This window comes from Bacillus sp. 196mf, from assembly GCF_003217275.1.
In the GTDB taxonomy this organism is placed as follows: Bacteria; Bacillota; Bacilli; order Bacillales; family Bacillaceae_G; genus Bacillus_A; species Bacillus_A thuringiensis_S.
In genome coordinates this window covers 93,653-119,529 of sequence record NZ_QJTG01000006.1, presented here as the reverse complement: position 1 = coordinate 119,529, position 25,877 = coordinate 93,653, and the positions used below count along the sequence as shown (strand labels likewise).

Genomic DNA, 25,877 nt, shown 5'->3' with positions numbered 1-25,877 from the left:
ATGGCTGTAATGTCTTATATTGATGCTATTACATTAGCAATGCGCGAAGAAATGGAACGCGATGAGAAAGTATTCGTTTTAGGAGAAGATGTTGGTAAAAAAGGTGGCGTGTTTAAAGCGACACACGGTTTGTATGATCAATTTGGTGAAGATCGTGCGCTTGATGCACCGCTTGCAGAATCTGCAATTGCTGGGGTAGCAATTGGTGCAGCAATGTATGGTATGCGTCCAATCGCTGAAATGCAGTTTGCTGATTTCATCATGCCAGCAGTAAACCAAATTGTTTCTGAGGCAGCAAAAATTCGTTATCGTTCTAATAATGATTGGACTTGTCCAGTTACAATCCGTGCACCATTTGGTGGGGGTGTTCACGGTGCATTGTATCATTCACAATCTGTAGAAGCGATGTTTGCAAACCAACCAGGTTTAAAAATCGTTATCCCTTCTACACCATATGATGCAAAAGGCTTATTAAAAGCAGCCATTCGTGATGAAGATCCAGTATTATTCTTCGAACATAAACGTGCATATCGTTTAATTAAAGGTGAAGTGCCGGAGGATGACTACGTATTACCAATCGGAAAAGCAGATGTAAAACGTGAAGGTGATGATATTACAGTTATCACGTACGGATTATGTGTTCATTTTGCTCTTCAAGCAGCTGAAAAGTTAGCACAAGATGGCATCTCTGCACACATTCTTGATTTACGTACTGTATATCCATTAGATAAAGAAGCAATCATTGAAGCAGCTTCTAAAACAGGTAAAGTTCTTCTTGTAACAGAAGACAATAAAGAAGGAAGCATTATGAGTGAAGTGGCAGCAATTATTGCTGAAAACTGTCTATTTGATTTAGATGCGCCAATCGCACGTCTTGCAGGTCCAGACGTTCCAGCAATGCCATATGCACCAACAATGGAAAAATTCTTTATGGTAAATCCAGATAAAGTTGAAAAAGCAATGCGTGAACTTGCGGAATTTTAATCGGGGGGACTATACATGGCTGTAGAAAATATTACAATGCCTCAGCTCGGGGAGAGCGTTACAGAGGGCACAATTAGTAAATGGCTCGTTAATGTTGGCGATCACGTAAACAAGTATGATCCGCTTGCAGAAGTAATGACTGATAAAGTAAATGCTGAAGTACCATCTTCTTTCACTGGTATTGTGAAAGAGTTAATCGCTGGTGAAGGTGATACGTTAGCTGTAGGTGAAGTAGTTTGTGTGATTCAAGTAGAAGGCGCAGACGAAGTAGCAGCAACAGCTGTTGAGGAAAAAACGAAAGAAGAACCAAAGGCAGCAGCAATTACGCCTGAAAAGGCACCGAAAGTAAAACAACCAACTGATGGAAAACCACGTTTTTCACCAGCTGTGTTAAAACTTGCGGGTGAGCATAACGTTGATTTAGATCTAGTAGAGGGTACGGGAGCAAACGGCCGTATCACTCGTAAAGATATTTTAAAGCTAGTGGAATCTGGAAATATTCCGCAAGCAGGTGCGGCGAAGAAAGATGAAGCTGTAGCGGCGGTAGTAGAAGCTCGCCCAGAAGCACCAAAAGCAGCACCAGTAGCGCAAAAAGTAGAAGCTGCGAAACCAGTTTCTGTACCTACAATGCCTGGAGATATCGAAATTCCAGTCACAGGTGTGCGTAAAGCAATCGCAGCAAACATGTTACGTAGTAAACACGAAGCACCACATGCTTGGATGATGATTGAAGTAGATGTGACAAACCTTGTGTCATACCGTAACTCAATTAAAGGTGACTTTAAGAAGCGTGAAGGCTTTAACTTAACGTTCTTTGCTTTCTTCGTAAAAGCAGTGGCACAAGCGTTAAAAGAGTATCCTCAAATTAATTCAATGTGGGCTGGCGATAAAATTGTTCAGAAGAAAGATATTAACCTTTCTATCGCTGTTGCAACAGAGGAAGAACTATTTGTACCAGTAATTAAGCAAGCGGACGAGAAAACAATTAAAGGTATCGCTCGTGAAATTACAGAACTTGCAGGAAAAGTACGCACGAAATCGTTAAAAGCAGACGAAATGCAAGGTGGAACATTTACAATTAATAACACAGGATCATTCGGTTCTGTTCAATCTATGGGTATTATTAATTACCCACAAGCGGCTATTTTACAAGTTGAATCAATTGTAAAACGCCCAGTAATTATGGATAACGGTATGTTCGGTGCTCGTGACATGGTTAACTTATGTTTATCACTTGATCACCGCGTACTTGATGGTTTAATTTGTGGTAAGTTCTTAGGACGTGTTAAAGAAATTTTGGAAAACATGTCAGAAAATAATACATCTGTATATTAATAAAAAGCTCGCTTATGCGAGCTTTTTATTATCTTATTTCTTCATCTACATCCTACTATATGTATAAATACCTTTCCCAGTAATCTTACAATAAACGATTATGTATTAGGAATTTACGAAAATACATTGCTGATATATGGTATATGGATATAAAATAAGAAAAGAATAATTTTTTTGGCAAATCTTACTGATGAAACTGTAGTATAATATATTGTATTGTATGAAAAAGAGAGTTATTCTATATAAGTGTTTTATAGATAATGTGTAATCAGTCGTCAAAACATGAAGAATGTTGACTCCTGGTTTTTTATTTTTGCCGTAACAATGTTTCAGGAGGATGTCATGAAAAGAAGTACCGAGTTTCTAAAAAGTTTAGATGTAAAATTAATTTTAATTTTGTGTGCACTATGTGTGACGAGTATAGCTGCTATATATAGCAGTCAGCAAACGGGACAGTATGGAGCTGCAAACTTTGCTATGAAACAAGGTGTTAACTACATAATTGGAGTTGTATTGTTACTTCTTGTTGCAAGCATTGATTTAGATCAGTTACAAAAATTATCTTGGCCGCTTTATATTGCTGGGTTTGCTTCACTTATTCTTTTGAAAGTATTACCACCATCAGGTTTTACACCTGAAAAATTAGGTGCAAAAAGATGGTTTGTTTTCCCAGTATTTGGACAAATTCAGCCGTCTGAGTTTTTCAAAATTGCATTGCTACTTGTAGTAGCGAGTATAGCAGTAAAACATAATGCACAGTATATGGCAAGGACATTCCAAACAGATTTAAAGCTAGTAGGTAAAATTATGCTAGTGTCACTTCCACCTATGGCGGTTGTATATAGTCAACCTGATACAGGTATGGTGTTCTTATATGCTGCTGCTATTGCATGTATTTTATTTATGTCAGGTATTCAAAAGAAATTGATAGCATTATGTACAGTTATTCCGTTGACCATATTATCTGCTTTAATATTTATTTTCTTTAAGTATCAAGATTTTTTCTATAATAATTTAGTTACTTTACTAAAACCTCACCAACAGTCGCGTATTGTAGGTTGGTTAAATCCATTTGAAAATGCAGATCAAGGTTATCAAACGCAACAATCGATTTTAGCTGTAGGTAGTGGAGGAATGGAAGGTAAAGGGTTTGGGGGAGGAAGCGTCTATATCCCAGAGAAGCATACTGACTTTATTTTCGCTACAATTGCCGAAGAAGGTGGATTTATCGTAGCAGCGTTAGTTGTCTTCTTGTTCCTATTACTACTATATCGAACAATTATTATTGGTTATTCCGCTGATAATTTATTTGGTACATTATTATGCGCTGGATCGATCGGTATATTAACAGTTCAAATATTCCAAAACATCGGTATGATCGTTGGATTAATGCCTGTAAAAGGTATTGCATTACCTTTCTTATCGTATGGGGGAAGTTCCTTATTCTCGAATATGATTATGATGGGGCTCATACTATCGGTACGGAAAACTTATAAAAAATATATGTTTTCAGTTAAGTAAAAAAAGCTGGTTCGTTTTTAAACGAACCAGCTTTTTTTACATATATGCTCATAAACGTTGCAAACTAAAACAGGATAGCAGTTTGAGACGGGTAAGGAGTGCAAAGTGATGCATATGCATATTTTTGAAGGAGCACGGCATCTTTCTAATAGTGAATGGGTTATTCGGGCTATTATAGCATACATATTTTTAATATTAGTTGCGAAAGCAATGGGGCAAAGGTCTATCGCACAACTTCGTTTTTTAGATGTTGTATTAGTGTTATTGCTTGGTGGGAATATTTCTAACGCATTGTCTGATGAAAAAGTAGGGTTACTGGGCTCGATGATTACAACGTTCATACTCGTTGTACTTCATATTATAAGCTCAGTTTTAATGCTGAAATGGGATAGATGGAGACGCTTTTTAGAGCCAGCACCTATCATTCTTATACATAATGGTTCCATTGATTTTAGCAATTTGAAAAAGGCGAGAATTACCGTGGAATATTTGTTTTCGGAACTTCGCATGCGAAATGTGAGCGATATTCAAACGATTAAATTAGCATTATGGGAAGCGAACGGTGTCGTTTCTATATTTCGGTATCCAGAATATGAAGCAGTTTCGCGGCTTGATCTTAAAGTGGCGGGAAGAAAATCTCCAGTTTCTTTTGTATTAGTAAAGGATGGGAGGATTCAGAAAGATGTTCTTGCATTATTAGGAAAAACAGAAGCGTGGGCGAGAGAATTTCTAGAGGAGAGTACAGAAGTCGAATCCATTATGTTAGCTACAGTAGATGAATCACATAAAATAAATATTTTGTTAAAAAAATGAAAAATATACGCATTTTGTCGTTTCGTACATATGATACAATAGTGTGGACAACGAAAAAGGAGGCGATACGGTGGGATATGTAGAAGAATTACGAAAAATAGTTGGTCATCGCCCTTTAATTTTAGTTGGTGCTGTTGTACTCGTTATAAATGAAAATGGATATGTTTTATTGCAGCAGCGGACAGAGCCGTACGGAAAATGGGGGCTACCTGGCGGGCTAATGGAGCTTAGTGAATCACCAGAAGAAACAGCTTATCGTGAAGTATATGAAGAGACAGGAATAAAAGTGAAGAACTTGCGACTAATCAATGTATTTTCTGGAGCGAACTACTTTACAAAATTAGCAAACGGTGATGAATTTCAATCTGTAACAACCGCCTATTATACGGATGAATACGAAGGGGATTTTGTTATGAATAAAGAAGAAGCTGTTCAGCTTAAATTCTTTTCAGTAACAGAACTACCTGACTATATTGTAGGATCGCATAAAAAAATGATTGTTGAATATATGAAGATTATGGAAAAAAAGATATAATAAAAGTGAAATAAATACAAAAACACAGCTCTGGTTGGTAGTCCAGACGCATGATTTCATGTCAGTAACCTTCCCCTCCGGGATGTCCCGTATTTCTAATTTTTTAAAGGAGGGGCTGTCAATGGAGTTGACAGTATATCACGATGGCCAATTTTTTGTTGGAATCATTACATGTAAAGAACAAGGGAAATTGTATGGAGCAAGGTATATTTTTGGAGCAGAACCGTCAGATGAAGAAGTGTTTATGTTTGTGAATAGTTCACTTTTAGAGCATTTTCAGCATTTTGCAAAATGTGGTGTAGAAGTTAAAGAAAAACAGCGTCCTAAAAACATAAAGCGTATCATACGACAAGCAGCAAAAGAAACAAATGTTAAACGTTTTACTAAGGCGCAAGAGGCGATTAGTTTATCTTATGAATTGCATAAACAAGAAAAGAAAGTGCAGTCTAAGGAGAAGCGAGAAGCTGAAAAAGAAAGAAGACGTTTAATTAAAGTACAAAAAGCAAAGCAAAAACATCGTGGTCATTAAAGAAAAGGTGTTAGAGCAATTGCTCTAACACCTTTTCTATACTTAAATACAAGTAAACTTACTTGTATTTCATAAACATTAACTGGTAAGATACAAATAGGTAGTTTTAGAGGAGGGAAAAGAGTGATTAATTTTAACTTTTTTATGAATGATGTTGTCCGCCAAGCGCGTGAAGAGATTGTCTCTGCTGGATATACAGAATTGACGACGCCAGAAGCGGTAGAAGAAGCGTTTAAAAGAAATGGAACAACACTTGTAATGGTAAACTCTGTATGTGGTTGTGCAGGTGGTATTGCTCGTCCTGCTGCTGCGCATTCCGTACATTATGATAAACGTCCTAACCACCTTGTAACGGTGTTTGCAGGTCAAGATAAAGAAGCGACAGCAAGAGCGCGTGAATATTTCGAAGGGTACCCACCTTCTTCTCCATCATTTGCTTTATTAAAAGATGGAAAAATTGTAACGATGGTAGAGCGTCATGAAATTGAAGGTCATGAACCGATGCAAGTTATTGCGAAACTACAATCATATTTTGAAGAGAATTGTGAAGAACTATAAAAAATAAGAGAAAAGGCGGCACGTCCACAATCAAGTGGATGTGCCGCCTTTTTTATTTATTATTAAAATTTCAGAGATATGCATAGTTATGTTATTTTATGCATTGTTTTATACATAACAAATAGCATTTATATTGTTTTATTATTTATTTTTATTTTATATATTGCATAAAAATAAAAGTGCTGATACAATACAAACATCGAATAAATATTCTATTAAACTTTTAAATATACATTATTAGGGGGAAGAAAGATGAAGAAGTTAGTATCAATATCGTTTGCACTTATTTTAATTGTAAGTATATTCAGCGCTTGTAGTAATGGGGAATCGAAAGAAACAAAAGGAAATAAGAAAGTACTCGTAATGGGGACTTCAGCAGATTATAAACCATATGAATACGTGGAAGCTTCAAAAAGTGATGAAATTATTGGTTTTGATGTTGATGTTGCTAAATATATCGGAAAAGAACTTGGGTATGAAGTGAAAGTGAAAGATATGGATTTTGGTGGTTTATTAGCATCTCTTAGTTCAGGAAAAGTTGATTTCGTAATGGCAGGCATGACGCCAACTGCAGAGCGTAAAAATAATGTTGATTTTACAGATATTTATTTTGTTGCGAAAAATATGGTTGTTTCTAAAAAGGATTCTAACATTAAATCTGTAGAGGATTTAAAAGGGAAAAAAGTAGGGGTACAAACAGGATCTATTCAAGAAGAGAAAGCGGCAGAATTTAAAAAACAAGTAGATTTCCAAGTTGAGGGACGTGACCGTATACCAGAAATCGTACAAGAAATTAAAGCTGGTCGTTTTGACGCTGCAATTATAGAAGACACAGTTGCTAAAAATTATTTAGAGAAAATGAAAGATTTACAAGGAATTGAAATTAAAGAAGCGCCAGAAGAAGTTGGAGCAGCAATTGCCCTTCCGAAAAACAGTGATAAAACAGCTGAATTTAATAAAGTAATTAAAAAAATGCAAGAAAATGGAGAAATGGATAAATTAGTGAAGAAATGGTTTGGCAGCGGAAAATAAGCTGCCTTTCACTTTTCTGTGAGGGGAATGAAAAGAATGAACTTAGATTTTTCGGCGATTACGCCTTCGATACCATATATACTAAAAGGTTTAGAAGTTACTTTGAAAATTGTAGCGGTATCAGCTTTAGCAGGATTTATTTTAGGAACGTTATTAGCACTTTGTAAAATTGCTAGAATACGAGCATTAAATATAGCAGCAGATTTTTATACATCAATTTTTCGTGGTACACCACTTGTATTGCAATTAATGATTATTTATTTCGGTGTCCCGCAAATAATTGGTTATGAAATACCAGCATTCTTAGCAGCTGTACTTGCATTTAGCTTGAATTCAGGTGCATACATGTCAGAAGTAATTCGTGCTGGTATTCAAGCAGTTGATAAAGGACAAACAGAAGCAGCAATGGCTTTAGGGATACCATACGGAAAAATGATGAGAAATATTATTTTCCCTCAAGCATTAAAAAATATATTACCAGCGCTTGTGAACGAATTTGCGACACTTACGAAAGAATCAGCTGTAGTAACAGTAATAGGCGCGACTGATTTAATGCGTCGTGCTTACATTGTAGGCGGTGAGACATTTAAATATCTTGAACCATTACTTTTTGTTGGACTGATTTATTATATGTTAGTCATTATTCTTACATTAGTCGGGAAGGCAATTGAAGGGAGAATGAAGAAAAGTGATTAAAATTGAAAACCTTCATAAATCATTTGGTAAAAACGAAGTATTAAAAGGAATTACAACAACGATTGAAAAAGGGGAAGTAGTTGCAATTATAGGACCTTCTGGATCAGGAAAATCAACATTTTTACGTTGTATGAATATGTTAGAAGCACCAACGGATGGTCACATTTGGATTGGAACGGAAGAAGTAACGAATCCGAAAACGAATGTTATGCATGTTCGTGAAAATGTCGGTATGGTATTTCAGCATTTTCACTTATTTCCTCATATGACTGTATTAGAAAATATTACGTATGCCCCTATCAATGTAAAAGGGGTAACGAAGCAAGAAGCTGAAAAGAAAGCTGAGAAACTTTTAGAAAAGGTTGGATTAGTAGATAAAAAAAATACGTATCCGAATCGTTTGTCGGGAGGACAAAAGCAACGTGTAGCAATTGCAAGAGCGTTAGCGATGGAACCGGAAGTTATGTTATTTGATGAACCGACATCGGCGCTAGATCCAGAGATGGTGAAAGAAGTGTTAGAAGTTATGAAATCGTTAGTTACGACAGGAATGACGATGGCTATCGTTACACATGAAATGGGCTTTGCAAAAGAAGTGGCAGATCGTGTTCTTTTCTTGGACGGAGGAAAGCTTGTAGAAGATAGTGCGCCAGAAGAATTTTTTGCAGCGCCGAAAAGTGAACGTGCGCAACAATTTTTACAAAAAATATTGTAATATGAAAAGGTTATGTGAATAATAAGTAGAAAAGGATGACATTGTGTCATCCTTTTTTTATACTAGCTGTAAATACGTTTATACATATAGGAGCAATGATATGTTCAAAATTGGATACCGTACAGTAAAAACAGCAATAGGGACAGGCGCGGCAGTTTTTATTGCTCAGTTATTAGGATTAGAATTTTATAGTTCAGCAGGTATTTTAGTTATTTTATGTGTACAAAATACGAAGCGCAAATCGCTTCAAGTGTCGTTACATCGTTTTCTAGCGTGTGTATTATCAATGGTATTCGCGTTTTGTATTTTTGAAACGATCGGCTATACACCACTTGCAATTAGCATATTGTTACTTACATTTATTCCGACTGCAGTAATGCTTAAAATTCAAGAAGGTATTGTCACGAGTTCAGTTATTGTTATGCATCTATATTCATTGAAGCAAATTACATGGCTTATAGTTGGAAATGAAATTGCTATATTAACAATAGGAATTAGCGTGGCGTTATTAGTAAATATGTATATGCCGAGTAGTGAAAATAAGCTAAAAGAGTATCAGGATAAAATAGAGAGTAATTTTAAAACGATTTTGTTTGAAATGGTTGTGTATTTACGAAATCGAGAAAGTAGTTGGAGTGGAGCAGAACTCATTGAAACCGAGAATATGTTAAATGAAGCAAGAGATTTATCGTTTAAAAAACTTGAGAATGCATTTATGCGAGAAGATGATTATTACTATCGTTATTTTAATATGCGTATGCAACAATTTGAAATTTTAGAGCGAATGATACCATTAGCAGCTTCTTTATCGTGGACGTATGAACAAGCTGACATGATTGCAGATGTTGTTGAAAACATTGGTAATGCTATTAGCCCTGAGAGTACAGGCGTTATTTCCTTAAGGCAGCTTCAAGAAATGAGGGAATTATTTAGAGACATGCCATTGCCAGCTACACGCGAAGAATTTGAGATACGTGCGAAACTTGTTCAACTTGTGTATGAAATGGAACAATATTTACTCATTAAAAGTCGCTTTAAGGGAAAGGATAATATAAAAGAACTTATATAGAAGGTAGGAATTATCTATGCCGTATCTTCTCTCTATCATATTATGTCTTTCTTTATCGCCGATTTGGCCTCTTGGGGATAATCCACGTGCCGGAGATCCTTTTATTATTGTAAATAAAGCAACGAATAAATTAGCTTACATTGACGATGGAAAGATTCAAAAGGTTTTTCCAGTAGCGACAGGGAAAACGAATGAATTAACTCCAGAAGGAACTTTTGATGTTGTAATGAAAGCGAAGGATCCGTATTACATTGCGAAGGATATTCCAGGTGGATCGCCAAAAAATCCACTTGGATCCAGGTGGATTGGATTTAATGCAAGAGGAACTGATGGAAGTAAATATGGAATACATGGAACAAACCAACCGAGTTCAATTGGAAAGTATATTTCACAAGGATGTATAAGAATGAAGAAAAACGATGTGGAATATTTGTTTGATCGTATTCCAATTGGAACGAAAGTATGGATTGTGAAATCGAAAAAATCATTTCAGCAATTGGCAAAAGAAAAAGGAGCCGTTGCATATGAAGAAGCCAACGAAAAGGTTGGCTTTTTCTATTGTAATAAGTTGTCTTGACATGTGTACATAACCATGCGTTAATGAAAGTATAGAAAGATAAAATTAGATAAAGGGGTTGCTTATATGTACTTGAATCCAAAACTTTCGTATATGCAGTTTTTTATGGGATTTCTATTTGTTATTACATTCATATTGGCAACTTTTAATATATGTTCTTATCTTGTAGCGATTGTATGTATGGCATTACTTAATCTCACTTTTGTTATTGGGGCATTTCAGCAGAAACAATATACAAGTTTTGTAATAGCACTTGTAATGTCATTTTCCTTTAGTATTGTAGCGATTGTGTTTTATATAAAATAAACCATCTCGATGTCGAGATGGTTTATTTTGTCATGTGTAAAAAGTAAAAAAAGGACGAACACATCGCCCTTTTTACCAAAACATACTCGCGCCAGCAAGTAATGTTGTTACAAGCATAGAAATTAGCATCACATAAACCATAATTTTTTGAGCTTTTTTATGCATCGTTATACCTCCTTGCAAATCAGTACAATTTCATTGTAACGAGAAATGAAATTATGGACAAGGGGAGAGTAAGGACAAAATTCGGGAAGGGGTTGCAAAATATAACAGGAAATTTGAGTGTGTGTAGAGAATATAGTAAAAGGGTATATTGTTAATTTTTAGTTGGGCAAGCTGAAGAATGGAGATACGATGATGAAAATATACGAAACAGATCGTTTATATTTAAAGGAAATTGATGAGTCGTATGCTGAAACAGTTCTTCAATATTACGACAGAAATCGTGAGTTTTTAAAAGCTTGGGAAGAGTATAGACCGGATGATTTTTTTACGCTAGATTATCAAAAGAAAAAGTTGCAAAAGGATAGCAAAGAGTTCGAAGAAGGGAAAATCATCAGACTATGGATTTTTAAAAAGGGTGATGATACGAAAATAATTGGGTGTATTTCATTTAATTTAATCGTTCGTGGCATTTATCAATCTTGTGTACTCGGTTATAAATTAGATAAAGCAGAGTTAAACAAAGGGTATACGACAGAAGCGCTTAGAAAAGCAATTCAAGTTGCTTTTGAGGGATTTCAGTTACATCGTATAGAAGCTCCGATTATGCCTCGTAATTTAGCATCTATACAAGTAGTGACGAAGATAGGCTTTCAATATGAAGGCGTGTCTAGGAAGATGTTAATGGTAAATGGCGTGTGGGAGGATCATATGCGCTGGGTATTGTTAAATGAGTAATAGAAAGCAGATGGTTATCTAGACATGTAAACCATCTGTTTTTTGTCTTGTATTTCGAAACTTTTGCGAAATTCTGTTATAATTAATAGTGTTACATACATAATGGTAGTGCAGGAGGCGCAGTCTTATGATTAATCAAGAACGTTTAGTAAATGAATTTATGGAATTAGTACAAGTAGATTCTGAAACGAAATTTGAAGCAGAAATCTGCAAAGTATTAACGAAGAAATTTACAGATTTAGGTGTAGAAGTATTTGAAGATGACACAATGGCTGTAACTGGTCATGGTGCAGGTAACTTAATTTGTACTTTACCAGCAACAAAAGATGGTGTTGATACAATCTACTTTACTTCTCATATGGATACAGTAGTTCCTGGTAATGGAATTAAGCCTTCTATTAAAGATGGATATATCGTATCAGATGGTACAACAATTTTGGGCGCGGATGATAAAGCTGGATTAGCATCAATGTTCGAAGCAATCCGTGTTTTAAAAGAGAAAAATATCTCTCACGGTAAAATTGAATTTATTATTACAGTCGGAGAAGAATCAGGTCTTGTTGGTGCAAAAGCTTTAGATCGTGAGCGTATTACAGCGAAGTATGGCTACGCATTAGATAGCGATGGAAAAGTTGGTGAAATCGTTGTTGCAGCTCCAACACAAGCGAAAGTGAACGCAATTATTCGCGGGAAAACAGCTCACGCTGGTGTAGCACCGGAGAAAGGTGTATCTGCAATTACTATCGCAGCGAAAGCAATTGCGAAGATGCCACTTGGTCGCATTGACTCTGAAACGACTGCAAACATTGGACGTTTTGAAGGTGGTACACAAACGAATATCGTTTGCGATCATGTACAAATCTTTGCAGAAGCTCGTTCTTTAATCAATGAGAAAATGGAAGCACAAGTTGCGAAAATGAAAGAAGCATTTGAAACAACTGCAAAAGAAATGGGTGGTCATGCAGACGTTGAAGTAAACGTTATGTACCCAGGATTTAAATTTGCTGATGGCGATCACGTTGTAGAAGTTGCAAAACGTGCAGCTGAAAAAATTGGTCGTACACCTTCTCTTCACCAAAGTGGTGGCGGAAGTGATGCAAATGTAATTGCAGGACACGGTATCCCAACAGTTAACTTGGCAGTTGGTTATGAAGAAATTCATACAACAAACGAGAAGATTCCTGTTGAAGAGTTAGCAAAAACAGCAGAATTAGTTGTTGCAATTATTGAAGAAGTAGCGAAGTAATAGAATAGAAAAAGCGTGTAAATCAATTGTGATTTACACGCTTTTTATTTTGATTCGATTGTTTTTACAAGGCGTATAAGCCAATACAAGAAAAATCATAGCAGTATATAATATTAGACGAGAGAAAAATCCAAACGTATTCATGTTGAAAATTGGAAGGAGTAAATAATTATGATGATTAATATAACTACAAGGAACATATAGTTAATTTCACCATAATCAGCCTCTTTCACATGTGTATCCTCTTTATATGGATTATAAAAAAGAACAAGTAATTATTATAACTATTGTGCAAAATTTGATATAATAAAAGAACGAACGTTCTGATTAGGGAGTGAGTACTATGCGAGAAATGTATCCGAAAAATGGTCGTGTAATTTTACATGTAGATATGAATTGCTTTTTCGCATCTGTTGAAATTGCTCATGATCCATCATTACAAGGAAAGCCATTAGCGGTTGCTGGAAATGAAAAAGAGAGAAAAGGAATTATCATAACATGTAGTTATGAGGCGAGAGAATACGGAATACGTACGACGATGCCCCTTTGGGAAGCGAAAAGGTTATGCCCGCAATTAGTTGTAAGGCGTCCTAATTTCACATTATATCGCGAAGCTTCATTTCAAATGTTTCAAGTCCTTTCCCGTTTTACAGAAAAGATACAACCAGTCTCAATAGATGAAGGATATTTAGATATTACAGATTGCTACGCACTTGGTTCTCCTCTTGAAATAGCAAAGATGATTCAACAAGCACTATTAACAGAGTTGCAGCTTCCGTGTAGTATTGGAATCGCTCCAAATCTTTTCCTAGCAAAGACCGCTTCAGATATGAAAAAACCACTTGGTATTACCGTGCTTCGAAAACGCGATATTCCAGAACTGATTTGGCCACGTCCAGTTGGAGCAATGCATGGAATTGGTGAGAAAACAGCTGAAAAATTAAATGATATTCATATACAGACAATTGAACAGTTGGCAAAGGGAGACGAGCATATCATTCGCGCTAAAATTGGCAAGCACGGTGTTGATTTGCAAAGGCGTGCAAAAGGTATGGATGATAGGGAAGTGGATCCGAGTCAAATGGGACAGCATAAAAGTGTCGGTAACTCGATGACTTTTTCAAAGGATATGGATGAAGAGAAAGAATTACTTGATATGTTAGAACGTTTATCAAAGTCAGTGAGTAAAAGGTTACAAAAGCGAACCCTTGTCAGCTATAATATTCAAATTATGATTAAATACCATGATAGACGAACAGTAACACGGAGTAAGCAATTGAAAAATGCGATTTGGGAAGAACGCGATATTTTTCAAGCAGCATCCCGTTTATGGAAGCAACATTGGGATGGTGATTCCGTTCGTTTACTAGGTGTTACAGCTACTGAAATAGAGTGGAAGACAGAATCGGTGAAACAATTAGATTTGTTTTCATTTGAAGAGGATGCAAAAAAAGAACCGCTACTTGCTGTCATTGATCAAATTAATGATAAGTATGGAACACTGCTTTTACAACGAGGTAGTCAACTACTACGTAAGCAAGAGAAGTCGTTTCAACAAAAGTTAGAAAATAAATTTATGTAGAAGGTGTCATGAAGTAGTAAAAATCATGACACCTTTCCTATTTAACTCGCTTCTAAATCTAAAGAAGTCTTCCATCCAGCTCCAGTAACGCCAGATTCTAATAGCATTCTACTTACTATTTTTTCAATTAAGATAGCTGCATTTGTCTTGCAATGTAATATAGCCTGTATACAAACTTTTTGATTAGAATCTACATCTTCACTATACAACTCTTTTAAACTGAGCCCTTCTGTACTTACCATATGCATAAGTAAAAAACGAATATGTGCTTCAGTTTCTTCTGAACAAGTAAGGGAAAGTAAGTAGTTCGTTTGTTCAGGTGATTCTTCTTTTGATTTTTTATTCATAAAAAGAGCAATTGGGCGAAGAAGTATATTTGCTAGTAACACGCCGGCTGCACCTAATATAGCTGCAACGAGGAAACCGGCGCCTGTAAGAGTACCGACAGCAGCTGCACACCATAAAGTAGCTGCCGTATTTAGCCCTCTAATACTAAAACCATCGCGGATAATAACGCCACCCCCTAAAAAACCAATGCCACTAACGACTTGAGCAGCAATGCGTGAGGGGCTAGCATCATGATCAAGCATGACGGATAATAAAACAAATATACAGGCACCAAGTGATACGAGAGCATTTGTCCGTAACCCAGCCATTCGATGTCTCCATTGTCTTTCCATTCCGATGCAAGCTCCTACAATAATTGCTATAACTAATCTGAATATAATGTCGTACCATACCATCATGGTCACCTCCATATATAAATATGTGTTATGTCTTTTAGAATGAGCGGGGAATACCCACTCATTCTTATTTTTACAACCAGCTATGAAACTTTTTAATATAAAGCTTTTTCAGGAATTGTGTTAAAAAAGCGTAGCCTAATAGTATTCCTACTAACCAAGGGAAGTAGCTAAGTGGCAATGCTTGTAAACCAACGGCTGCACCAAGTGGTGAGAATGGAATATAAATCCCGATTGCCATAATAAGAGCGGTTAATAAAACGACGGGTGTTGATGCAGTGCTTTGAATAAATGGAATCTTCTGTGTTCGTATCATGTGAACAATTAAAGTTTGAGTTAACAATCCAACCACAAACCAACCGGACTGGAATAATGATTGCTCGCTCGGTGTATTTGCGCCAAATACATTCCACATGACTACGTATGTGATAATATCAAATATGGAACTAATTGGGCCGATACAAATAATGAAGTTTCGTAAGTTTGCAGTATCCCATTTTCGGGGTTTTTCTAGAAACTCTTTATCCATTTTGTCCCATGGAATAGAAAGTTGTGAAATATCATAAAGTAAGTTTTGAATTAAAAGATGAATGGCAAGCATCGGTAAAAAAGGAATGAAAGCACTTGCTACTAACACGCTAAACACATTACCGAAGTTAGAGCTAGCTGTCATCTTAATATATTTTAAAATATTTCCGAATGTAGTACGTCCTTCTACAATCCCGGCTTCTAATATAGTTAAACTTTTTTCGAGTAGAATAATATCAGAAGCTTCTTTCGCAATATCAGTAGCAGTATCAACAGATATTCCGACATCAGCTTCACGTAATGCTACAGCATCGTTAATGCCGTCTCCCATGTAACCTACAGTGTGTCTGTTTCCTTGTAATGCGTGTATAATGCGAGATTTTTGCATTGGATTAAGCTTCGCAAATACAGTCGTTTCTTCAGCAAGTTTTGCTAATGCTTTATCTGGTAAAGAATCAATCTCGTAACCGAGGATTGGTTCGCCGATATCTAATCCAACTTCTTTACAAACTTTTCGTGTAACAATTTCGTTATCGCCAGTTAAAATTTTTACTTGTACACCATGCTTTTGTAATGCTTGAATTGCAGCTGCTGCAGATGGTTTCGGTGGATCTAAAAAGCCGATATATCCAGCGAGAATCATATCAGTTTCGTCTTTTACTGCGTACTCTTTATCATTTATGTTTCTATCTTTTTTATAAGCCACAGCAATAACCCGCATACCTTCACTATTCAATGTCTCGCTTAGTTTTTTGACATTTGAGCGTATTTCCTCAGTGAGTGTAACGATTTTTTTATCCACTTCAGTGTAGTTGCAAATTGATAAAATTTCTTCTACGGCACCTTTACAAACCATTGTATGTTCACCTGAAATATCTTTTACGATGACTGACATACGCCGGCGGGCGAAATCGAATGGAATTTCATCTAGCTTTTGAAAAGCTGATGGGTCAAATGTATTGTTTTCCTCTGTATGCTTAATAACAGCTTTATCTATTAAGTTTTTCAATCCAGTTTGATAGAAACTATTTAAATAGGCAAATTGCAAGACACGATTGCATTTATTTCCACTAGAATCTAAGTGACGAACAAGGACAACTTTATCTTCTGTTAAAGTTCCGGTTTTATCTGTACAAAGAATGTTCATAGCACCTAAGTTTTGAATAGAATTTAGCTGTTTTACAATTACTTTTTGTTTAGACATGTTAACGGCACCTTTAGCTAAATTAGCAGTTACAATCATTGGTAACATTTCAGGTGTAAGACCAACAGCAACGGCAATAGCGAAGAAGAAAGCTTCTTGCCAATCTCCCTTTGTGAATCCGTTAATGAGAAGGACGATAGGCGCCATAATAAGCATGAATGTAATTAAGAGCCAGCTTACTTTGTTTACACCTTTATCAAAGCTTGTTTCTACACGCTTTCCGATTACCTTATTTGCTAAAGAGCCGAAATACGTATCGGTACTTGTTGAGATGACAACAGCTTTTGCGCTACCACTTACAATATTTGTTCCCATGAAGCAAAGGTTTTCCATATCGAGTGGATTGTAATTTTTTTTCATGTTTTTCGGTAAGATATGCTTATTTTCTGTATGGTAGCAGTGTTCGTATTTTTCTATAGGAAGTGCTTCCCCTGTCAAAGAAGATTGATTAACAAATAAATCTTTAGCGGATACAACACGCACATCAGCTGGAACGATATCACCAGCTGAAAGGGAAATAATATCGCCAGGTACAAGCTCTTCAATTGGAATTTCTGTTGTGTAATTTCGATTTAAATTCGTTACATTTTTTGTTTCATGTACAAATCCATTTATTCTAAATACGCTCGCAGTTGTTCGAACCATAGCCTTTAACTTATCGGCAGCTTTTTGAGAACGAAATTCTTGGGAAAACCGAATCGTTGCACTAAGTAGGACCATTGCAGATACGACAATTGTTCCTTGTATGTCATCTGTGAAAAAGGAGAGTGCTCCAAGAGCTAATAAAACGAAAATAAATGGATTTTTAAATGCCAGCAGAAATTGAATGTACCACGGCGCCATTTTATTATGAGCTATTTCGTTCGGACCGTATAAAGAAAGTCTACGAGCCACTTCTTGTTTAGATAATCCATCTTGTGTTGTTTCTAGAAGTTTTAACGCAGAGATTACATCTTGTGTTGCAACCTCCACTAATAATTCGTTATTTGTTTTCATGCTATCTTGCTCATAAGCATGCTTTGTTTCTTGTCTTTGTAAATTAAACATCGGTAGTTCCTCCTCTGTCATGAAGGAGGAAACAATCTGTTACCTAACTAACTATTTGAAATGGTGAGGAACAGTTTCTTTCCTACCTACATGATGAAATATGAATGTAAAACGTATGGGTATCTGGGCCGAATCATCAATTGCCAACTGTTCCTCACCTCCGTACAATTTAGTAGTTTCTGAATATGCTATGTTTGTTTCATAGTAAGGTGCATATAGACGTAAAAAGACCTTTACTCAAAACGAGTAAAGGTCTGAATTCGCAGTTAAAAGAGTCCACAACAAAGACTGCTAGTAGACATAAATAAAAACAGTTTTTGTGTATGACAAAATACATGCACCTCTCCCTCGTTGAGTTTTAGCACTGTATAGCATAGGTTTTTATAACCAGCTACATTAAGAAGGGCCTTAATCCGACCGTTCCTGTTGACCCATTGGCGTCTCTCGACATTTTTGGGCAGCAGCGTTTCTCTATACAGGAGCCTCACCTAACAGAGACCATATTCAATTACATGTTGAATGTTAGCACTGTAAAATCGTAGTGTCAATATCTTTTTTATCTGTGTTTTTAAAATATTAAATGGATTTATAATAGATATATGGGATGGAATACATGATATTAATTATAAATAATGTGGAAAATAAATATTTTTATAAAAGGGGAATTTGTAATGGTACCACAAAATTTTATTATAAATATTGAGAATCAAAAGTGGTTGTTTAATGAGCAGGAAGATTTATGTTCTCACGGGGAAATTTATTTAAATGTGGATGGAACGATTATTACACAAACAGGTATGGATGAGGAATGGGGAATAAGTGAATCAGCTTTAGCTCTGTTACGAACTTTAGATAAAGAATATATTTGTGATATTGAAAATGAAGAGGGGCTTATTTTGCACGGATGTGGCACTATGCTCATGTTAGGATGCCCAATTTTAATTCATTGGACTATAAACCATATAGGTGAAAATGTGGTTTTAAAGGATTTTGTCAAAGTTATTTCTACTGATCAAAAGGCTATATACTATGAAGGGCTTCATATAGAAGTAAATGAAAATGAATATAGAAAACAAATTGTTTCTTTTGCGCTACAAGCAAAAGAATTATTCAATAAATCAAGTGAAAAGATAATTTTAGATGAGTTTGATCAAAGTATGTATACAGACTTTTGGACGGAATATAATCATTTGCTAAATAAGTATAAATAAAAAAGCACTGTAACCAGTGCTTTTTTATTATAGATTACGAGATTGTAGGGTTTTCAAAAATAACAATCTCTGAACTGTTTGTAGTTGAAACGCGTTGGGCGTAATATGTTAAAGCTGAAGAAATATATGCTGGTAACGTATCATTTGTATGTGATGTTGTATATTCATGGATTAATTCCTTTAAAGTTGTCCATTCTAATTGTGCTGGGTGATCAGACACGAAAGAACTTACCCAGCGATCAAATGAAGATGAAAAATCAGTTTGTAAACGAAATACTTCTTTCATAATAAAACGCTCCCTTAAAATGTAGTATAATCATTTTAACACAAAACACGAACGATCGCTAAATTTTTTGAGTATAACGTTCGTGCTATATAGTTGTCTAGATGATTGGTTATGTAAATTCAATTTGCCATTTGAAATAACATTCCGTAAGATGAGAGATAGAGTATATTTAGAGCTGGAGGAAAGAAAGTGGAATTTGTATTTTTAGGAACTGGTGCAGGTGTTCCTTCAAAAGGAAGGAACGTTTCAGCAATTGCTTTACAATTGTTAGAAGAACGAGGACAAACTTGGTTATTTGATTGTGGCGAGGCCACGCAACATCAAATATTACATACATCTGTACGTCCGCGCCGCATTGAAAAAATATTTATTACGCATTTACATGGCGATCATATTTTTGGATTGCCTGGTTTATTAGGTAGCCGTTCATTTCAAGGAGGAACTACGCCTTTAACGGTGTATGGACCGAAAGGAATTAAACAATTTATTGAAGTGGCATTATCGGTAAGTACGACACATGTGAAATATCCACTTGAAGTTGTGGAGATAACAGAAGAAGGTACCGTATTTGAAGATAATGAATTTTATGTAGAAACGAAAAGATTGTCACACGGTATAGAATGTTTTGGATATCGTATTGTAGAGAAAGATATACAAGGTGCTCTTTTAGTTGATAAGTTGCTTGAGATGGGTGTGAAACCAGGTCCAATCTTTAAACGTTTAAAGGATGGAGAAGTAGTTGAATTAGAGGATGGCACGATATTAAATGGAAATGAGTTTATCGGCCCACCTCAAAAAGGAAGAATTATTACTATCTTAGGTGATACGCGATATTGCGAAGCAAGTAGGGAGCTTGCGCAAGATGCAGATGTACTTGTCCATGAAGCGACTTTCGCAGCAGAAGATGAGCAACAAGCGCATGATTATTTTCATTCCACATCTAAGCAAGCTGCGAGCATTGCACTTCAGGCAAATGCGAAGCGATTAATCTTAACTCACATTAGTTCTCGCTATCAAGGAGATACATATAAGGAATTATTGAAAGAGGCAAGAGAGTTGTTTTCTAATACAGAAATAGCGACAGATTTGAAATCATTCCCAGTAGAAAAATAATAATTTTGTAAAAAATGGTAACGGTGGGTTGCCATTTTTTTATGTCTAAAAAAATTTAAAAATAAAACTGTTATTATTTTATACTTATACTTGGATGATACAGAAAATTAGAATGGTTTGAATATATACGATAAAAATACGAAATAATGATTATTTAGAAAAACTGTTATATAAGTCAGATGACATACAAGTGATACAAATAGCAGGAATGGACTTTTATTCAGAACTTTTAAAATTCAACAAAAGTAAGCGTTTTATAAAAAACAAGCTATAATGAGGGCAGATTATAATTTATGATAAGTCACATGCTTTTTAGTTATTATCGTAACAAGTGAAGTTGACTAAACCATGAGAGAGTAACATGAGAATTATAATAGGAAAGATATCGCTTGTTTATGCTATCCTTGCAATGGCTTCTGTGTTAAACTTTGGATTGCTACCAGACTTTATTGTGGATTATCTTATATCATTTTTTAATGAAAATAATGCTAAGATTCTTATGTATTATTATAACTGGTATTATTTCAGGTTATATTGGATTACTTTTATTTAAAAATTATCCAATTCATACAGCAGAACAAATTCGTGGTACAACTGGAAAAGCGACAGATGTAGCAGGTTAATAGAATAGTAGAATAAATTTTTGCATAGAGGTTTAGGGGGAGTTATGATGAAGTATCGCTCAGTATTTGATATTATCGGTCCAGTTATGATTGGACCATCAAGTTCACATACAGCAGGCGCGGCAAGAATGGGGCAAGTTGCTCGCCAGCTGTTTCGTCATGAACCAGAAAGAGTAAGCATTTCGTTATATGGATCATTTGCAAAGACGTATCGAGGGCATGGTACGGATGTAGCACTAATCGGTGGAATATTAGGATTTGAAACAGATGACTTACGTATTCCAGAGGCGCTAGAAATAGCAAAAGAGCGCGGAATTGAAGTGGAATTCATTGAAGAAGATGCCAATGCACCTCACCCAAATACAGCGAAAATTCGTTTGTATAAAGGTGAAGAAGAAATTGAAGTTGTTGCTTGCTCAATTGGTGGCGGTAAAATTGAAGTTGTAGAATTAAACGGATTCGATCTTCAATTATCAGGCACAAGTCCAGCACTACTTATTGTAAATAACGATCGCTTTGGTGCTATTGCAGCAGTAGCTTCAATCCTTGCTACAAACGAGATTAACATTAGTACAATGAGTGTTTCTCGTAAAGAAAAAGGAAGAAGAGCGCTTATGGTTATTGAAACAGATGAATTATTAGCAGATGAAGTGATTGAAGAAATAAAAGCGCAACAAAATATTTGTCAAGTAACTATTATGGATTAATTGCAGGGGGGACACACCATGTTTCGGAACGCAGCGGAACTAGTGGCGCAAGCTAAAGAACAAAATGTAAAAATCGCAGAAATTATGATTCAATGTGAAATGGAAACAAGAAGTATTTCACGTGAAGAAGTAATTGCTGGTATGGAAAAGAACTTAGTCGTGATGGAACAAGCAGTAGAACGTGGTATTCGCGGCGTGAAATCACCAACTGGTTTAACTGGTGGAGATGCTGTAAAAGTTCAAGCGTATATGAAGAGTGGAAAAGGCTTATCTGGAGATACGATTTTGGATGCAGTAAGCAAAGCTGTTGCAACAAATGAAGTAAACGCAGCGATGGGAATTATTTGTGCAACACCAACAGCAGGGTCTGCTGGAACAGTGCCAGGTGTACTATTTGCGCTAAGAGAAAAATTGCAGCCTACACGTGAAGAAATGATTGAATTCTTATTTACAGCAGGAGCTTTCGGTATGGTTGTTGCGAATAACGCTTGTATTTCTGGTGCTGCAGGAGGATGCCAAGCTGAAGTTGGTTCAGCAAGTGGAATGGCGGCTGCAGCTGCAGTTGAGATGGCTGGTGGAACACAAGATCAAGCAGCTACAGCGATGGCAATTTCATTAAAGAACATGCTTGGTTTAGTGTGTGATCCTGTTGCAGGACTTGTAGAAGTACCTTGTGTAAAACGTAATGCAGCAGGAGCTGCAAATGCGATGATTTCAGCAGATTTAGCATTAGCTGGTGTAACGAGTACAATTCCATGTGATGAAGTAATTGAGGCAATGTTTAGAATCGGACAAACGATGCCAGTAGCACTTCGTGAAACAGCGGAAGGTGGACTTGCAGCAACGCCGACTGGTCGTCGCCTGCAAGAAGAGATTTTTGGGAAGAACAATAACTAAGTGTAATTATAGAAAAAGGAGCTCAAATAAACTTGAGCTCCTTTTTTTATTTTTCTTTTGTTAGTTGTTCTAATGTTTTTCCAAGATTATGTGATCGTTCCGTTGCCTGTGTAATACAAGAAATAAGTGCTTGTTGAAATTTATGTTCTTGTAATACTTCAATACCTGCTTCGGTAGTTCCGCCAGGAGAAGTAATTTCCTTTCGCAAAATAGAAGGGTGTTTGTCACTTGCTTTTAGCATTTCAGCAGCACCAATCATCGTTTGAAGAATAAGTGATTTTGCAACATCTTCTTTTAAACCAATTTTTTTTGCAGCTTCTTCCATAGCTTCCACTACGTAATAAATATAAGCAGGTCCACTTCCGGATAATGCAGTGACAGCATGCATATCTTCTTCCTCTACAACAGAGACGAGACCAATCGTTTCAAATAAAGATGTTGCAGTGCGAATATGTTCCGCTGTTGCATGTTTCGAAGGGGAGATAGCGGTAGCTGATTTTAAAATGGCTGCGGATGTATTTGGCATTGCACGAATAATTGGAACGTCTTTTTGAAGTAGTTTTCTAATTGAGTGAGTAGAAACACCTGCTAGTAATGAAATAATAAGCACGTTATTATTTATGTATTCTTTAAAAGGGATAAGCGCCTCTGCAACATCCTTTGGTTTCATTGCTAGAAAAAGAATATTTGCATCAGTAAGTAATTCTTTTTTATTATGAGTACCTTTGACACCGTATTTTTTATGTAGCTCTTGTAATCTTGTCTCGTTAGAACGATTACTTACAGTAATTTGTTCACATTTAACAACATTTGCATGTAACAAGCCACCAATAATAGCTTCAGCAATAGAGCCTGCACCGAGAAAGGAAATGTTTTGAATAGACATGATGTTCCTCCTTTAATTTTGGTTAGAAATTCTTATAAATGTACATACATTCGTTTTTTTATAGGAAACACCTCTTTTTATCTGAAAATAATGACAAATATATATAGAAGTTGTAAACTGAAGAAGTATTCATTTTTGAACCGGAAAGAGACAGGGGGGCTAAGCATGACGGCGATTCACCGAATGGAGATTCCTGTACCATTTGCAGTGGAAACTGTGAATGTGTTTTTAGTTGAGGGGGAGACATTAACATTAATTGATACAGGGACGAATACAGAAGAGGCAAGAAATGCGTTAGAAAGTCAATTAGGTGCATTAGGACATACGATAGAAGATATTGAAACAGTAGTCATTACGCATCATCATGCAGATCATTGTGGACTTTTAAATATATTTTCTGAGAAGACGAATATTATTGGACATCCTTGGAATGAGCCTTGGATCACACAAAATCCAGAGTTTTTAAAGCGGTATCATGAATTTTTTAGAGAGACGGCCTTACAGTTTGGTGTGCCAGTAGCATTTTTGAAAGACGAGTCGTTATTGACGACGAGGACACTTAAATATTCTTGTAATAGATCGTTAGCGCATACTGTGAGAGAAGGAGATCGTATTAATTCTTTGCCTGGATTTACAGTGCTTGAAACACCAGGTCATGCTTCTACTCATATTTCTTTATATAGAGAATCTGATGGAATATTAATTGGTGGCGATGCTCTCATTAGTCATATTTCTTCGAATCCAATACTAGAACCACCATATGAAGGGCAAACAGAACGGGCACGCCCATTACTACAATATAATCAAACATTACAGCGTTTAAGCGAAATGAATATTTCACGCATTTTATCAGGGCATGGGGAAGATGTTCTAAATGTGAAACAACTTATTGAAACGAGATTACAAAAGCAAGAAACACGTGCTTTTAAAGTACTTGAGTTATTAAAGGAAAAACCAATGACAGCATTTGAAGTATGTGTAAAACTATTTCCGGTATTATATAAAGAACAATTACCACTTACTATTTCAGAAACGGTTGGACAATTGGACTATTTAGCATATAATCAACAAGTGATGATTGATGAGTCATCGCAACAATTGATTTATTATGCAAAGTAGGTGACAGCAATGACAGGACGTTTACAAAATAAAGTAATCGTCATTACAGGTGCTTCTAGTGGGATTGGTGAGCAAGTTGCAATGCAAGTTGCAGCACAGGGAGCGACTCCAGTATTAATGGCTCGAACAGAAGAGAAACTACAAGCGTTAGTAGACAAAATTAAAGAAACTTATAATACGCCTTGCTATTATTATGTATTAGATGTAAGTGAAGAGATGGAAGTACAGTCTGTTTTTTCAAAGGTATTACAAGAAGTGGGACGTATTGATATATTAGTAAACAATGCGGGATTTGGTATTTTTAAAACGTTTGAAGATGCGTCAATGGGTGAAGTAAAAGATATGTTCCAAGTAAATGTATTTGGATTAGTAGCATGTACGAAAGCGGTACTACCTTATATGGTAAACAAGAATGAAGGGCATATTATTAATATTGCTTCACTTGCTGGAAAAATTGCAACTCCGAAATCGAGTGCTTATGCAGCAACGAAACATGCCGTATTAGGATTTACGAATAGTTTACGCATGGAATTAGCGAATACAGATATTTATGTTACAGCAATTAATCCAGGTCCGATAGATACAAACTTTTTTGAAATAGCGGATCAATCTGGTACATATGTAAAGAATATGGGACGTTACATGTTAAAACCAACATACGTAGCAGAACAAATCGTAAAGTCGATGCACACGAAAAAACGTGAAGTAAACTTACCGAAGTGGATGGGAATTGGCCCGAAACTTTATGCTTTATTCCCAGGTTTATTTGAACGTGTAGCAGGTAAATCATTAAGTAAAAAATAGGAGATTTCCATATGGAAATCTCCTATTTTTTATTGTTTTCCAGTTACATAATCATAAACAATATCCTCAATTTCCTCGTATAAATCAATTTCAATATTTGAATGAGTCACCGTTTGAATATGTTTCACTAGCATTTTCTGATCTTCTTTTGATATTGGACTGCATTGATATTGTTGAAAACTTTTTATAATCATTTTCTCAATTAATTTTTCGTTCATATTTTTCCCCGCCTGTATGTACGTATGTATTGTTTTATTGTACTTGAAGTGAAATAAAAAAACTACTATGCACTATTTTTGTATAAAAATTCG

General features: G+C 35.8%; 29 protein-coding genes and 1 riboswitch. Of the genes, 23 read left to right on the top strand and 6 right to left on the bottom strand.

What is annotated here, in order from left to right:
• From bfmBAB to ATL10_RS11645, 13 genes are all read left to right on the top strand, one after another.
• Nucleotides 1-984 (top strand): 3-methyl-2-oxobutanoate dehydrogenase subunit beta, encoded by a 984-nt coding sequence (gene bfmBAB, locus ATL10_RS11710; protein ID WP_000290071.1) that lies wholly within the window; start codon nucleotides 1-3, stop codon nucleotides 982-984.
• A 15-nt stretch (nucleotides 985-999) separates the two neighbouring features.
• Nucleotides 1,000-2,319 carry a dihydrolipoamide acetyltransferase family protein gene (locus ATL10_RS11705; RefSeq protein WP_000257642.1) on the top strand — a complete coding sequence of 440 codons (1,320 nt, stop codon included), beginning with the start codon at nucleotides 1,000-1,002 and terminating at the stop codon, nucleotides 2,317-2,319.
• A 342-nt stretch (nucleotides 2,320-2,661) separates the two neighbouring features.
• Nucleotides 2,662-3,840: an FtsW/RodA/SpoVE family cell cycle protein gene (locus tag ATL10_RS11695; RefSeq protein ID WP_000831181.1), complete on the top strand. Its 1,179-nt coding sequence runs from the start codon at nucleotides 2,662-2,664 to the stop codon at nucleotides 3,838-3,840.
• Nucleotides 3,841-3,948: 108 nt separating this feature from the next.
• Nucleotides 3,949-4,653: a DUF421 domain-containing protein gene (locus tag ATL10_RS11690; protein WP_000550963.1), complete on the top strand. Its 705-nt coding sequence runs from the start codon at nucleotides 3,949-3,951 to the stop codon at nucleotides 4,651-4,653.
• A 70-nt stretch (nucleotides 4,654-4,723) separates the two neighbouring features.
• Nucleotides 4,724-5,188, top strand: coding sequence for an NUDIX hydrolase (locus ATL10_RS11685; protein ID WP_053563679.1), 465 nt, complete (start codon nucleotides 4,724-4,726; stop codon nucleotides 5,186-5,188).
• Between the two features lie 121 nt (nucleotides 5,189-5,309).
• Nucleotides 5,310-5,717 carry a YjdF family protein gene (locus tag ATL10_RS11680; protein ID WP_110496943.1) on the top strand — a complete coding sequence of 136 codons (408 nt, stop codon included), beginning with the start codon at nucleotides 5,310-5,312 and terminating at the stop codon, nucleotides 5,715-5,717.
• Nucleotides 5,718-5,861: 144 nt separating this feature from the next.
• Nucleotides 5,862-6,275 carry a BrxA/BrxB family bacilliredoxin gene (locus tag ATL10_RS11675; protein WP_001979317.1) on the top strand — a complete coding sequence of 138 codons (414 nt, stop codon included), beginning with the start codon at nucleotides 5,862-5,864 and terminating at the stop codon, nucleotides 6,273-6,275.
• A gap of 252 nt (nucleotides 6,276-6,527) precedes the next feature.
• Complete coding sequence (locus tag ATL10_RS11670) at nucleotides 6,528-7,307, top strand: transporter substrate-binding domain-containing protein (protein ID WP_000737678.1); 780 nt, start codon at nucleotides 6,528-6,530, stop codon at nucleotides 7,305-7,307.
• A 36-nt stretch (nucleotides 7,308-7,343) separates the two neighbouring features.
• Nucleotides 7,344-8,003: an amino acid ABC transporter permease gene (locus ATL10_RS11665; protein ID WP_001046915.1), complete on the top strand. Its 660-nt coding sequence runs from the start codon at nucleotides 7,344-7,346 to the stop codon at nucleotides 8,001-8,003.
• Nucleotides 7,996-8,718, top strand: a complete 723-nt coding sequence (locus tag ATL10_RS11660) for an amino acid ABC transporter ATP-binding protein (RefSeq protein ID WP_000590203.1) — start codon at nucleotides 7,996-7,998, stop codon at nucleotides 8,716-8,718. The genes ATL10_RS11665 and ATL10_RS11660 overlap by 8 nt, the downstream gene beginning before the upstream one ends.
• Before the next feature lie 100 nt (nucleotides 8,719-8,818).
• Nucleotides 8,819-9,787, top strand: coding sequence for an aromatic acid exporter family protein (locus ATL10_RS11655; RefSeq protein WP_000472671.1), 969 nt, complete (start codon nucleotides 8,819-8,821; stop codon nucleotides 9,785-9,787).
• 16 nt (nucleotides 9,788-9,803) lie between these two features.
• Entirely contained in the window at nucleotides 9,804-10,364 is a 561-nt protein-coding gene (locus tag ATL10_RS11650) for a L,D-transpeptidase (RefSeq protein WP_001146564.1), read from the top strand.
• A 66-nt stretch (nucleotides 10,365-10,430) separates the two neighbouring features.
• Nucleotides 10,431-10,670 carry a DUF3894 domain-containing protein gene (locus ATL10_RS11645; RefSeq protein ID WP_000281167.1) on the top strand — a complete coding sequence of 80 codons (240 nt, stop codon included), beginning with the start codon at nucleotides 10,431-10,433 and terminating at the stop codon, nucleotides 10,668-10,670.
• Between the two features lie 72 nt (nucleotides 10,671-10,742).
• Here the strand turns inward: ATL10_RS11645 and prli42 are convergent, their stop codons facing one another.
• Nucleotides 10,743-10,835, bottom strand: a complete 93-nt coding sequence (gene prli42 / locus ATL10_RS31255) for a stressosome-associated protein Prli42 (protein WP_000549037.1) — start codon at nucleotides 10,833-10,835, stop codon at nucleotides 10,743-10,745.
• Between the two features lie 189 nt (nucleotides 10,836-11,024).
• Between prli42 and ATL10_RS11635 the strand changes: the two genes are divergently transcribed.
• The 3 genes from ATL10_RS11635 (at nucleotide 11,025) to ATL10_RS11620 (ending at nucleotide 14,398) form a co-directional block, all read left to right on the top strand.
• On the top strand, nucleotides 11,025-11,570 hold the full coding sequence (locus ATL10_RS11635; RefSeq protein WP_100910393.1) for a GNAT family N-acetyltransferase: 546 nt from the start codon (nucleotides 11,025-11,027) through the stop codon (nucleotides 11,568-11,570).
• Nucleotides 11,571-11,697: 127 nt separating this feature from the next.
• Nucleotides 11,698-12,816, top strand: coding sequence for a tripeptidase T (locus ATL10_RS11630; protein WP_000609816.1), 1,119 nt, complete (start codon nucleotides 11,698-11,700; stop codon nucleotides 12,814-12,816).
• Between the two features lie 343 nt (nucleotides 12,817-13,159).
• Nucleotides 13,160-14,398 (top strand): DNA polymerase IV, encoded by a 1,239-nt coding sequence (locus ATL10_RS11620; RefSeq protein WP_025118230.1) that lies wholly within the window; start codon nucleotides 13,160-13,162, stop codon nucleotides 14,396-14,398.
• 41 nt (nucleotides 14,399-14,439) lie between these two features.
• On the opposite strand, the gene ATL10_RS11615 is transcribed toward ATL10_RS11620, so the two are convergent.
• Entirely contained in the window at nucleotides 14,440-15,141 is a 702-nt protein-coding gene (locus tag ATL10_RS11615; RefSeq protein WP_000262339.1) for an MgtC/SapB family protein, read from the bottom strand.
• 73 nt (nucleotides 15,142-15,214) lie between these two features.
• Nucleotides 15,215-17,920, bottom strand: coding sequence for a magnesium-translocating P-type ATPase (mgtA, locus tag ATL10_RS11610; protein WP_000482681.1), 2,706 nt, complete (start codon nucleotides 17,918-17,920; stop codon nucleotides 15,215-15,217).
• A 335-nt stretch (nucleotides 17,921-18,255) separates the two neighbouring features.
• Nucleotides 18,256-18,423: riboswitch (M-box (ykoK) riboswitch) on the bottom strand.
• 168 nt (nucleotides 18,424-18,591) lie between these two features.
• Between mgtA and ATL10_RS11605 the strand changes: the two genes are divergently transcribed.
• Nucleotides 18,592-19,131 carry a hypothetical protein gene (locus tag ATL10_RS11605; RefSeq protein ID WP_048563888.1) on the top strand — a complete coding sequence of 180 codons (540 nt, stop codon included), beginning with the start codon at nucleotides 18,592-18,594 and terminating at the stop codon, nucleotides 19,129-19,131.
• Between the two features lie 34 nt (nucleotides 19,132-19,165).
• Here the strand turns inward: ATL10_RS11605 and ATL10_RS11600 are convergent, their stop codons facing one another.
• Complete coding sequence (locus tag ATL10_RS11600) at nucleotides 19,166-19,417, bottom strand: DUF3932 family protein (RefSeq protein ID WP_000665709.1); 252 nt, start codon at nucleotides 19,415-19,417, stop codon at nucleotides 19,166-19,168.
• A gap of 189 nt (nucleotides 19,418-19,606) precedes the next feature.
• Here ATL10_RS11600 and rnz point away from each other — a divergent pair, with 189 nt between their 5' ends.
• The 4 genes from rnz to sdaAA all read left to right on the top strand — a co-directional run bounded on the left by rnz (nucleotide 19,607) and on the right by sdaAA (nucleotide 22,757).
• The gene (gene rnz / locus ATL10_RS11595; RefSeq protein ID WP_000397454.1) at nucleotides 19,607-20,530 is read left to right on the top strand and encodes a ribonuclease Z; all 924 of its coding nucleotides are present in this window, start codon (nucleotides 19,607-19,609) and stop codon (nucleotides 20,528-20,530) included.
• 476 nt (nucleotides 20,531-21,006) lie between these two features.
• Nucleotides 21,007-21,153: a hypothetical protein gene (locus tag ATL10_RS31850; protein WP_000699983.1), complete on the top strand. Its 147-nt coding sequence runs from the start codon at nucleotides 21,007-21,009 to the stop codon at nucleotides 21,151-21,153.
• Nucleotides 21,154-21,200: 47 nt separating this feature from the next.
• On the top strand, nucleotides 21,201-21,860 hold the full coding sequence (gene sdaAB, locus ATL10_RS11585) for an L-serine ammonia-lyase, iron-sulfur-dependent subunit beta (protein ID WP_000877449.1): 660 nt from the start codon (nucleotides 21,201-21,203) through the stop codon (nucleotides 21,858-21,860).
• An 18-nt stretch (nucleotides 21,861-21,878) separates the two neighbouring features.
• Nucleotides 21,879-22,757: an L-serine ammonia-lyase, iron-sulfur-dependent, subunit alpha gene (sdaAA, locus tag ATL10_RS11580; protein WP_000489461.1), complete on the top strand. Its 879-nt coding sequence runs from the start codon at nucleotides 21,879-21,881 to the stop codon at nucleotides 22,755-22,757.
• A gap of 46 nt (nucleotides 22,758-22,803) precedes the next feature.
• On the opposite strand, the gene proI is transcribed toward sdaAA, so the two are convergent.
• The gene (proI, locus tag ATL10_RS11575) at nucleotides 22,804-23,643 is read right to left on the bottom strand and encodes a pyrroline-5-carboxylate reductase ProI (RefSeq protein WP_000027242.1); all 840 of its coding nucleotides are present in this window, start codon (nucleotides 23,641-23,643) and stop codon (nucleotides 22,804-22,806) included.
• A gap of 165 nt (nucleotides 23,644-23,808) precedes the next feature.
• On the opposite strand from proI, the gene ATL10_RS11570 reads away from it, so the two are divergent.
• A complete protein-coding gene (locus tag ATL10_RS11570) occupies nucleotides 23,809-24,762 on the top strand; it encodes an MBL fold metallo-hydrolase (RefSeq protein WP_110496941.1) in 954 nt (317 codons plus the stop codon).
• 9 nt (nucleotides 24,763-24,771) lie between these two features.
• Nucleotides 24,772-25,566 carry an SDR family NAD(P)-dependent oxidoreductase gene (locus ATL10_RS11565; protein WP_000147794.1) on the top strand — a complete coding sequence of 265 codons (795 nt, stop codon included), beginning with the start codon at nucleotides 24,772-24,774 and terminating at the stop codon, nucleotides 25,564-25,566.
• A 29-nt stretch (nucleotides 25,567-25,595) separates the two neighbouring features.
• Here the strand turns inward: ATL10_RS11565 and ATL10_RS11560 are convergent, their stop codons facing one another.
• The gene (locus ATL10_RS11560) at nucleotides 25,596-25,784 is read right to left on the bottom strand and encodes a YqzH family protein (RefSeq protein WP_110496940.1); all 189 of its coding nucleotides are present in this window, start codon (nucleotides 25,782-25,784) and stop codon (nucleotides 25,596-25,598) included.
• Nucleotides 25,785-25,877 lie beyond the last annotated feature (93 nt).

Bases quoted from the DNA above. Each gene is read 5' to 3' on its own strand.
- bfmBAB (WP_000290071.1), top strand. From the start codon at position 1: ATGGCTGTAATGTCTTATATTGATGCTATTACATTAGCAATGCGCGAA.
- ATL10_RS11705 (WP_000257642.1), top strand. From the start codon at position 1,000: ATGGCTGTAGAAAATATTACAATGCCTCAGCTCGGGGAGAGCGTTACA.
- ATL10_RS11695 (WP_000831181.1), top strand. From the start codon at position 2,662: ATGAAAAGAAGTACCGAGTTTCTAAAAAGTTTAGATGTAAAATTAATT.
- ATL10_RS11690 (WP_000550963.1), top strand. From the start codon at position 3,949: ATGCATATGCATATTTTTGAAGGAGCACGGCATCTTTCTAATAGTGAA.
- ATL10_RS11680 (WP_110496943.1), top strand. From the start codon at position 5,310: ATGGAGTTGACAGTATATCACGATGGCCAATTTTTTGTTGGAATCATT.
- ATL10_RS11675 (WP_001979317.1), top strand. From the start codon at position 5,862: ATGAATGATGTTGTCCGCCAAGCGCGTGAAGAGATTGTCTCTGCTGGA.
- ATL10_RS11670 (WP_000737678.1), top strand. From the start codon at position 6,528: ATGAAGAAGTTAGTATCAATATCGTTTGCACTTATTTTAATTGTAAGT.
- ATL10_RS11665 (WP_001046915.1), top strand. From the start codon at position 7,344: ATGAACTTAGATTTTTCGGCGATTACGCCTTCGATACCATATATACTA.
- ATL10_RS11655 (WP_000472671.1), top strand. From the start codon at position 8,819: ATGTTCAAAATTGGATACCGTACAGTAAAAACAGCAATAGGGACAGGC.
- ATL10_RS11650 (WP_001146564.1), top strand. From the start codon at position 9,804: ATGCCGTATCTTCTCTCTATCATATTATGTCTTTCTTTATCGCCGATT.
- ATL10_RS11645 (WP_000281167.1), top strand. From the start codon at position 10,431: ATGTACTTGAATCCAAAACTTTCGTATATGCAGTTTTTTATGGGATTT.
- prli42 (WP_000549037.1), bottom strand. From the start codon at position 10,835: ATGCATAAAAAAGCTCAAAAAATTATGGTTTATGTGATGCTAATTTCT.
- ATL10_RS11635 (WP_100910393.1), top strand. From the start codon at position 11,025: ATGATGAAAATATACGAAACAGATCGTTTATATTTAAAGGAAATTGAT.
- ATL10_RS11630 (WP_000609816.1), top strand. From the start codon at position 11,698: ATGATTAATCAAGAACGTTTAGTAAATGAATTTATGGAATTAGTACAA.
- ATL10_RS11620 (WP_025118230.1), top strand. From the start codon at position 13,160: ATGCGAGAAATGTATCCGAAAAATGGTCGTGTAATTTTACATGTAGAT.
- ATL10_RS11615 (WP_000262339.1), bottom strand. From the start codon at position 15,141: ATGGTATGGTACGACATTATATTCAGATTAGTTATAGCAATTATTGTA.
- mgtA (WP_000482681.1), bottom strand. From the start codon at position 17,920: ATGTTTAATTTACAAAGACAAGAAACAAAGCATGCTTATGAGCAAGAT.
- ATL10_RS11605 (WP_048563888.1), top strand. From the start codon at position 18,592: ATGGTACCACAAAATTTTATTATAAATATTGAGAATCAAAAGTGGTTG.
- ATL10_RS11600 (WP_000665709.1), bottom strand. From the start codon at position 19,417: ATGAAAGAAGTATTTCGTTTACAAACTGATTTTTCATCTTCATTTGAT.
- ATL10_RS31850 (WP_000699983.1), top strand. From the start codon at position 21,007: ATGAAAATAATGCTAAGATTCTTATGTATTATTATAACTGGTATTATT.
- sdaAB (WP_000877449.1), top strand. From the start codon at position 21,201: ATGAAGTATCGCTCAGTATTTGATATTATCGGTCCAGTTATGATTGGA.
- sdaAA (WP_000489461.1), top strand. From the start codon at position 21,879: ATGTTTCGGAACGCAGCGGAACTAGTGGCGCAAGCTAAAGAACAAAAT.
- proI (WP_000027242.1), bottom strand. From the start codon at position 23,643: ATGTCTATTCAAAACATTTCCTTTCTCGGTGCAGGCTCTATTGCTGAA.
- ATL10_RS11570 (WP_110496941.1), top strand. From the start codon at position 23,809: ATGACGGCGATTCACCGAATGGAGATTCCTGTACCATTTGCAGTGGAA.
- ATL10_RS11565 (WP_000147794.1), top strand. From the start codon at position 24,772: ATGACAGGACGTTTACAAAATAAAGTAATCGTCATTACAGGTGCTTCT.
- ATL10_RS11560 (WP_110496940.1), bottom strand. From the start codon at position 25,784: ATGAACGAAAAATTAATTGAGAAAATGATTATAAAAAGTTTTCAACAA.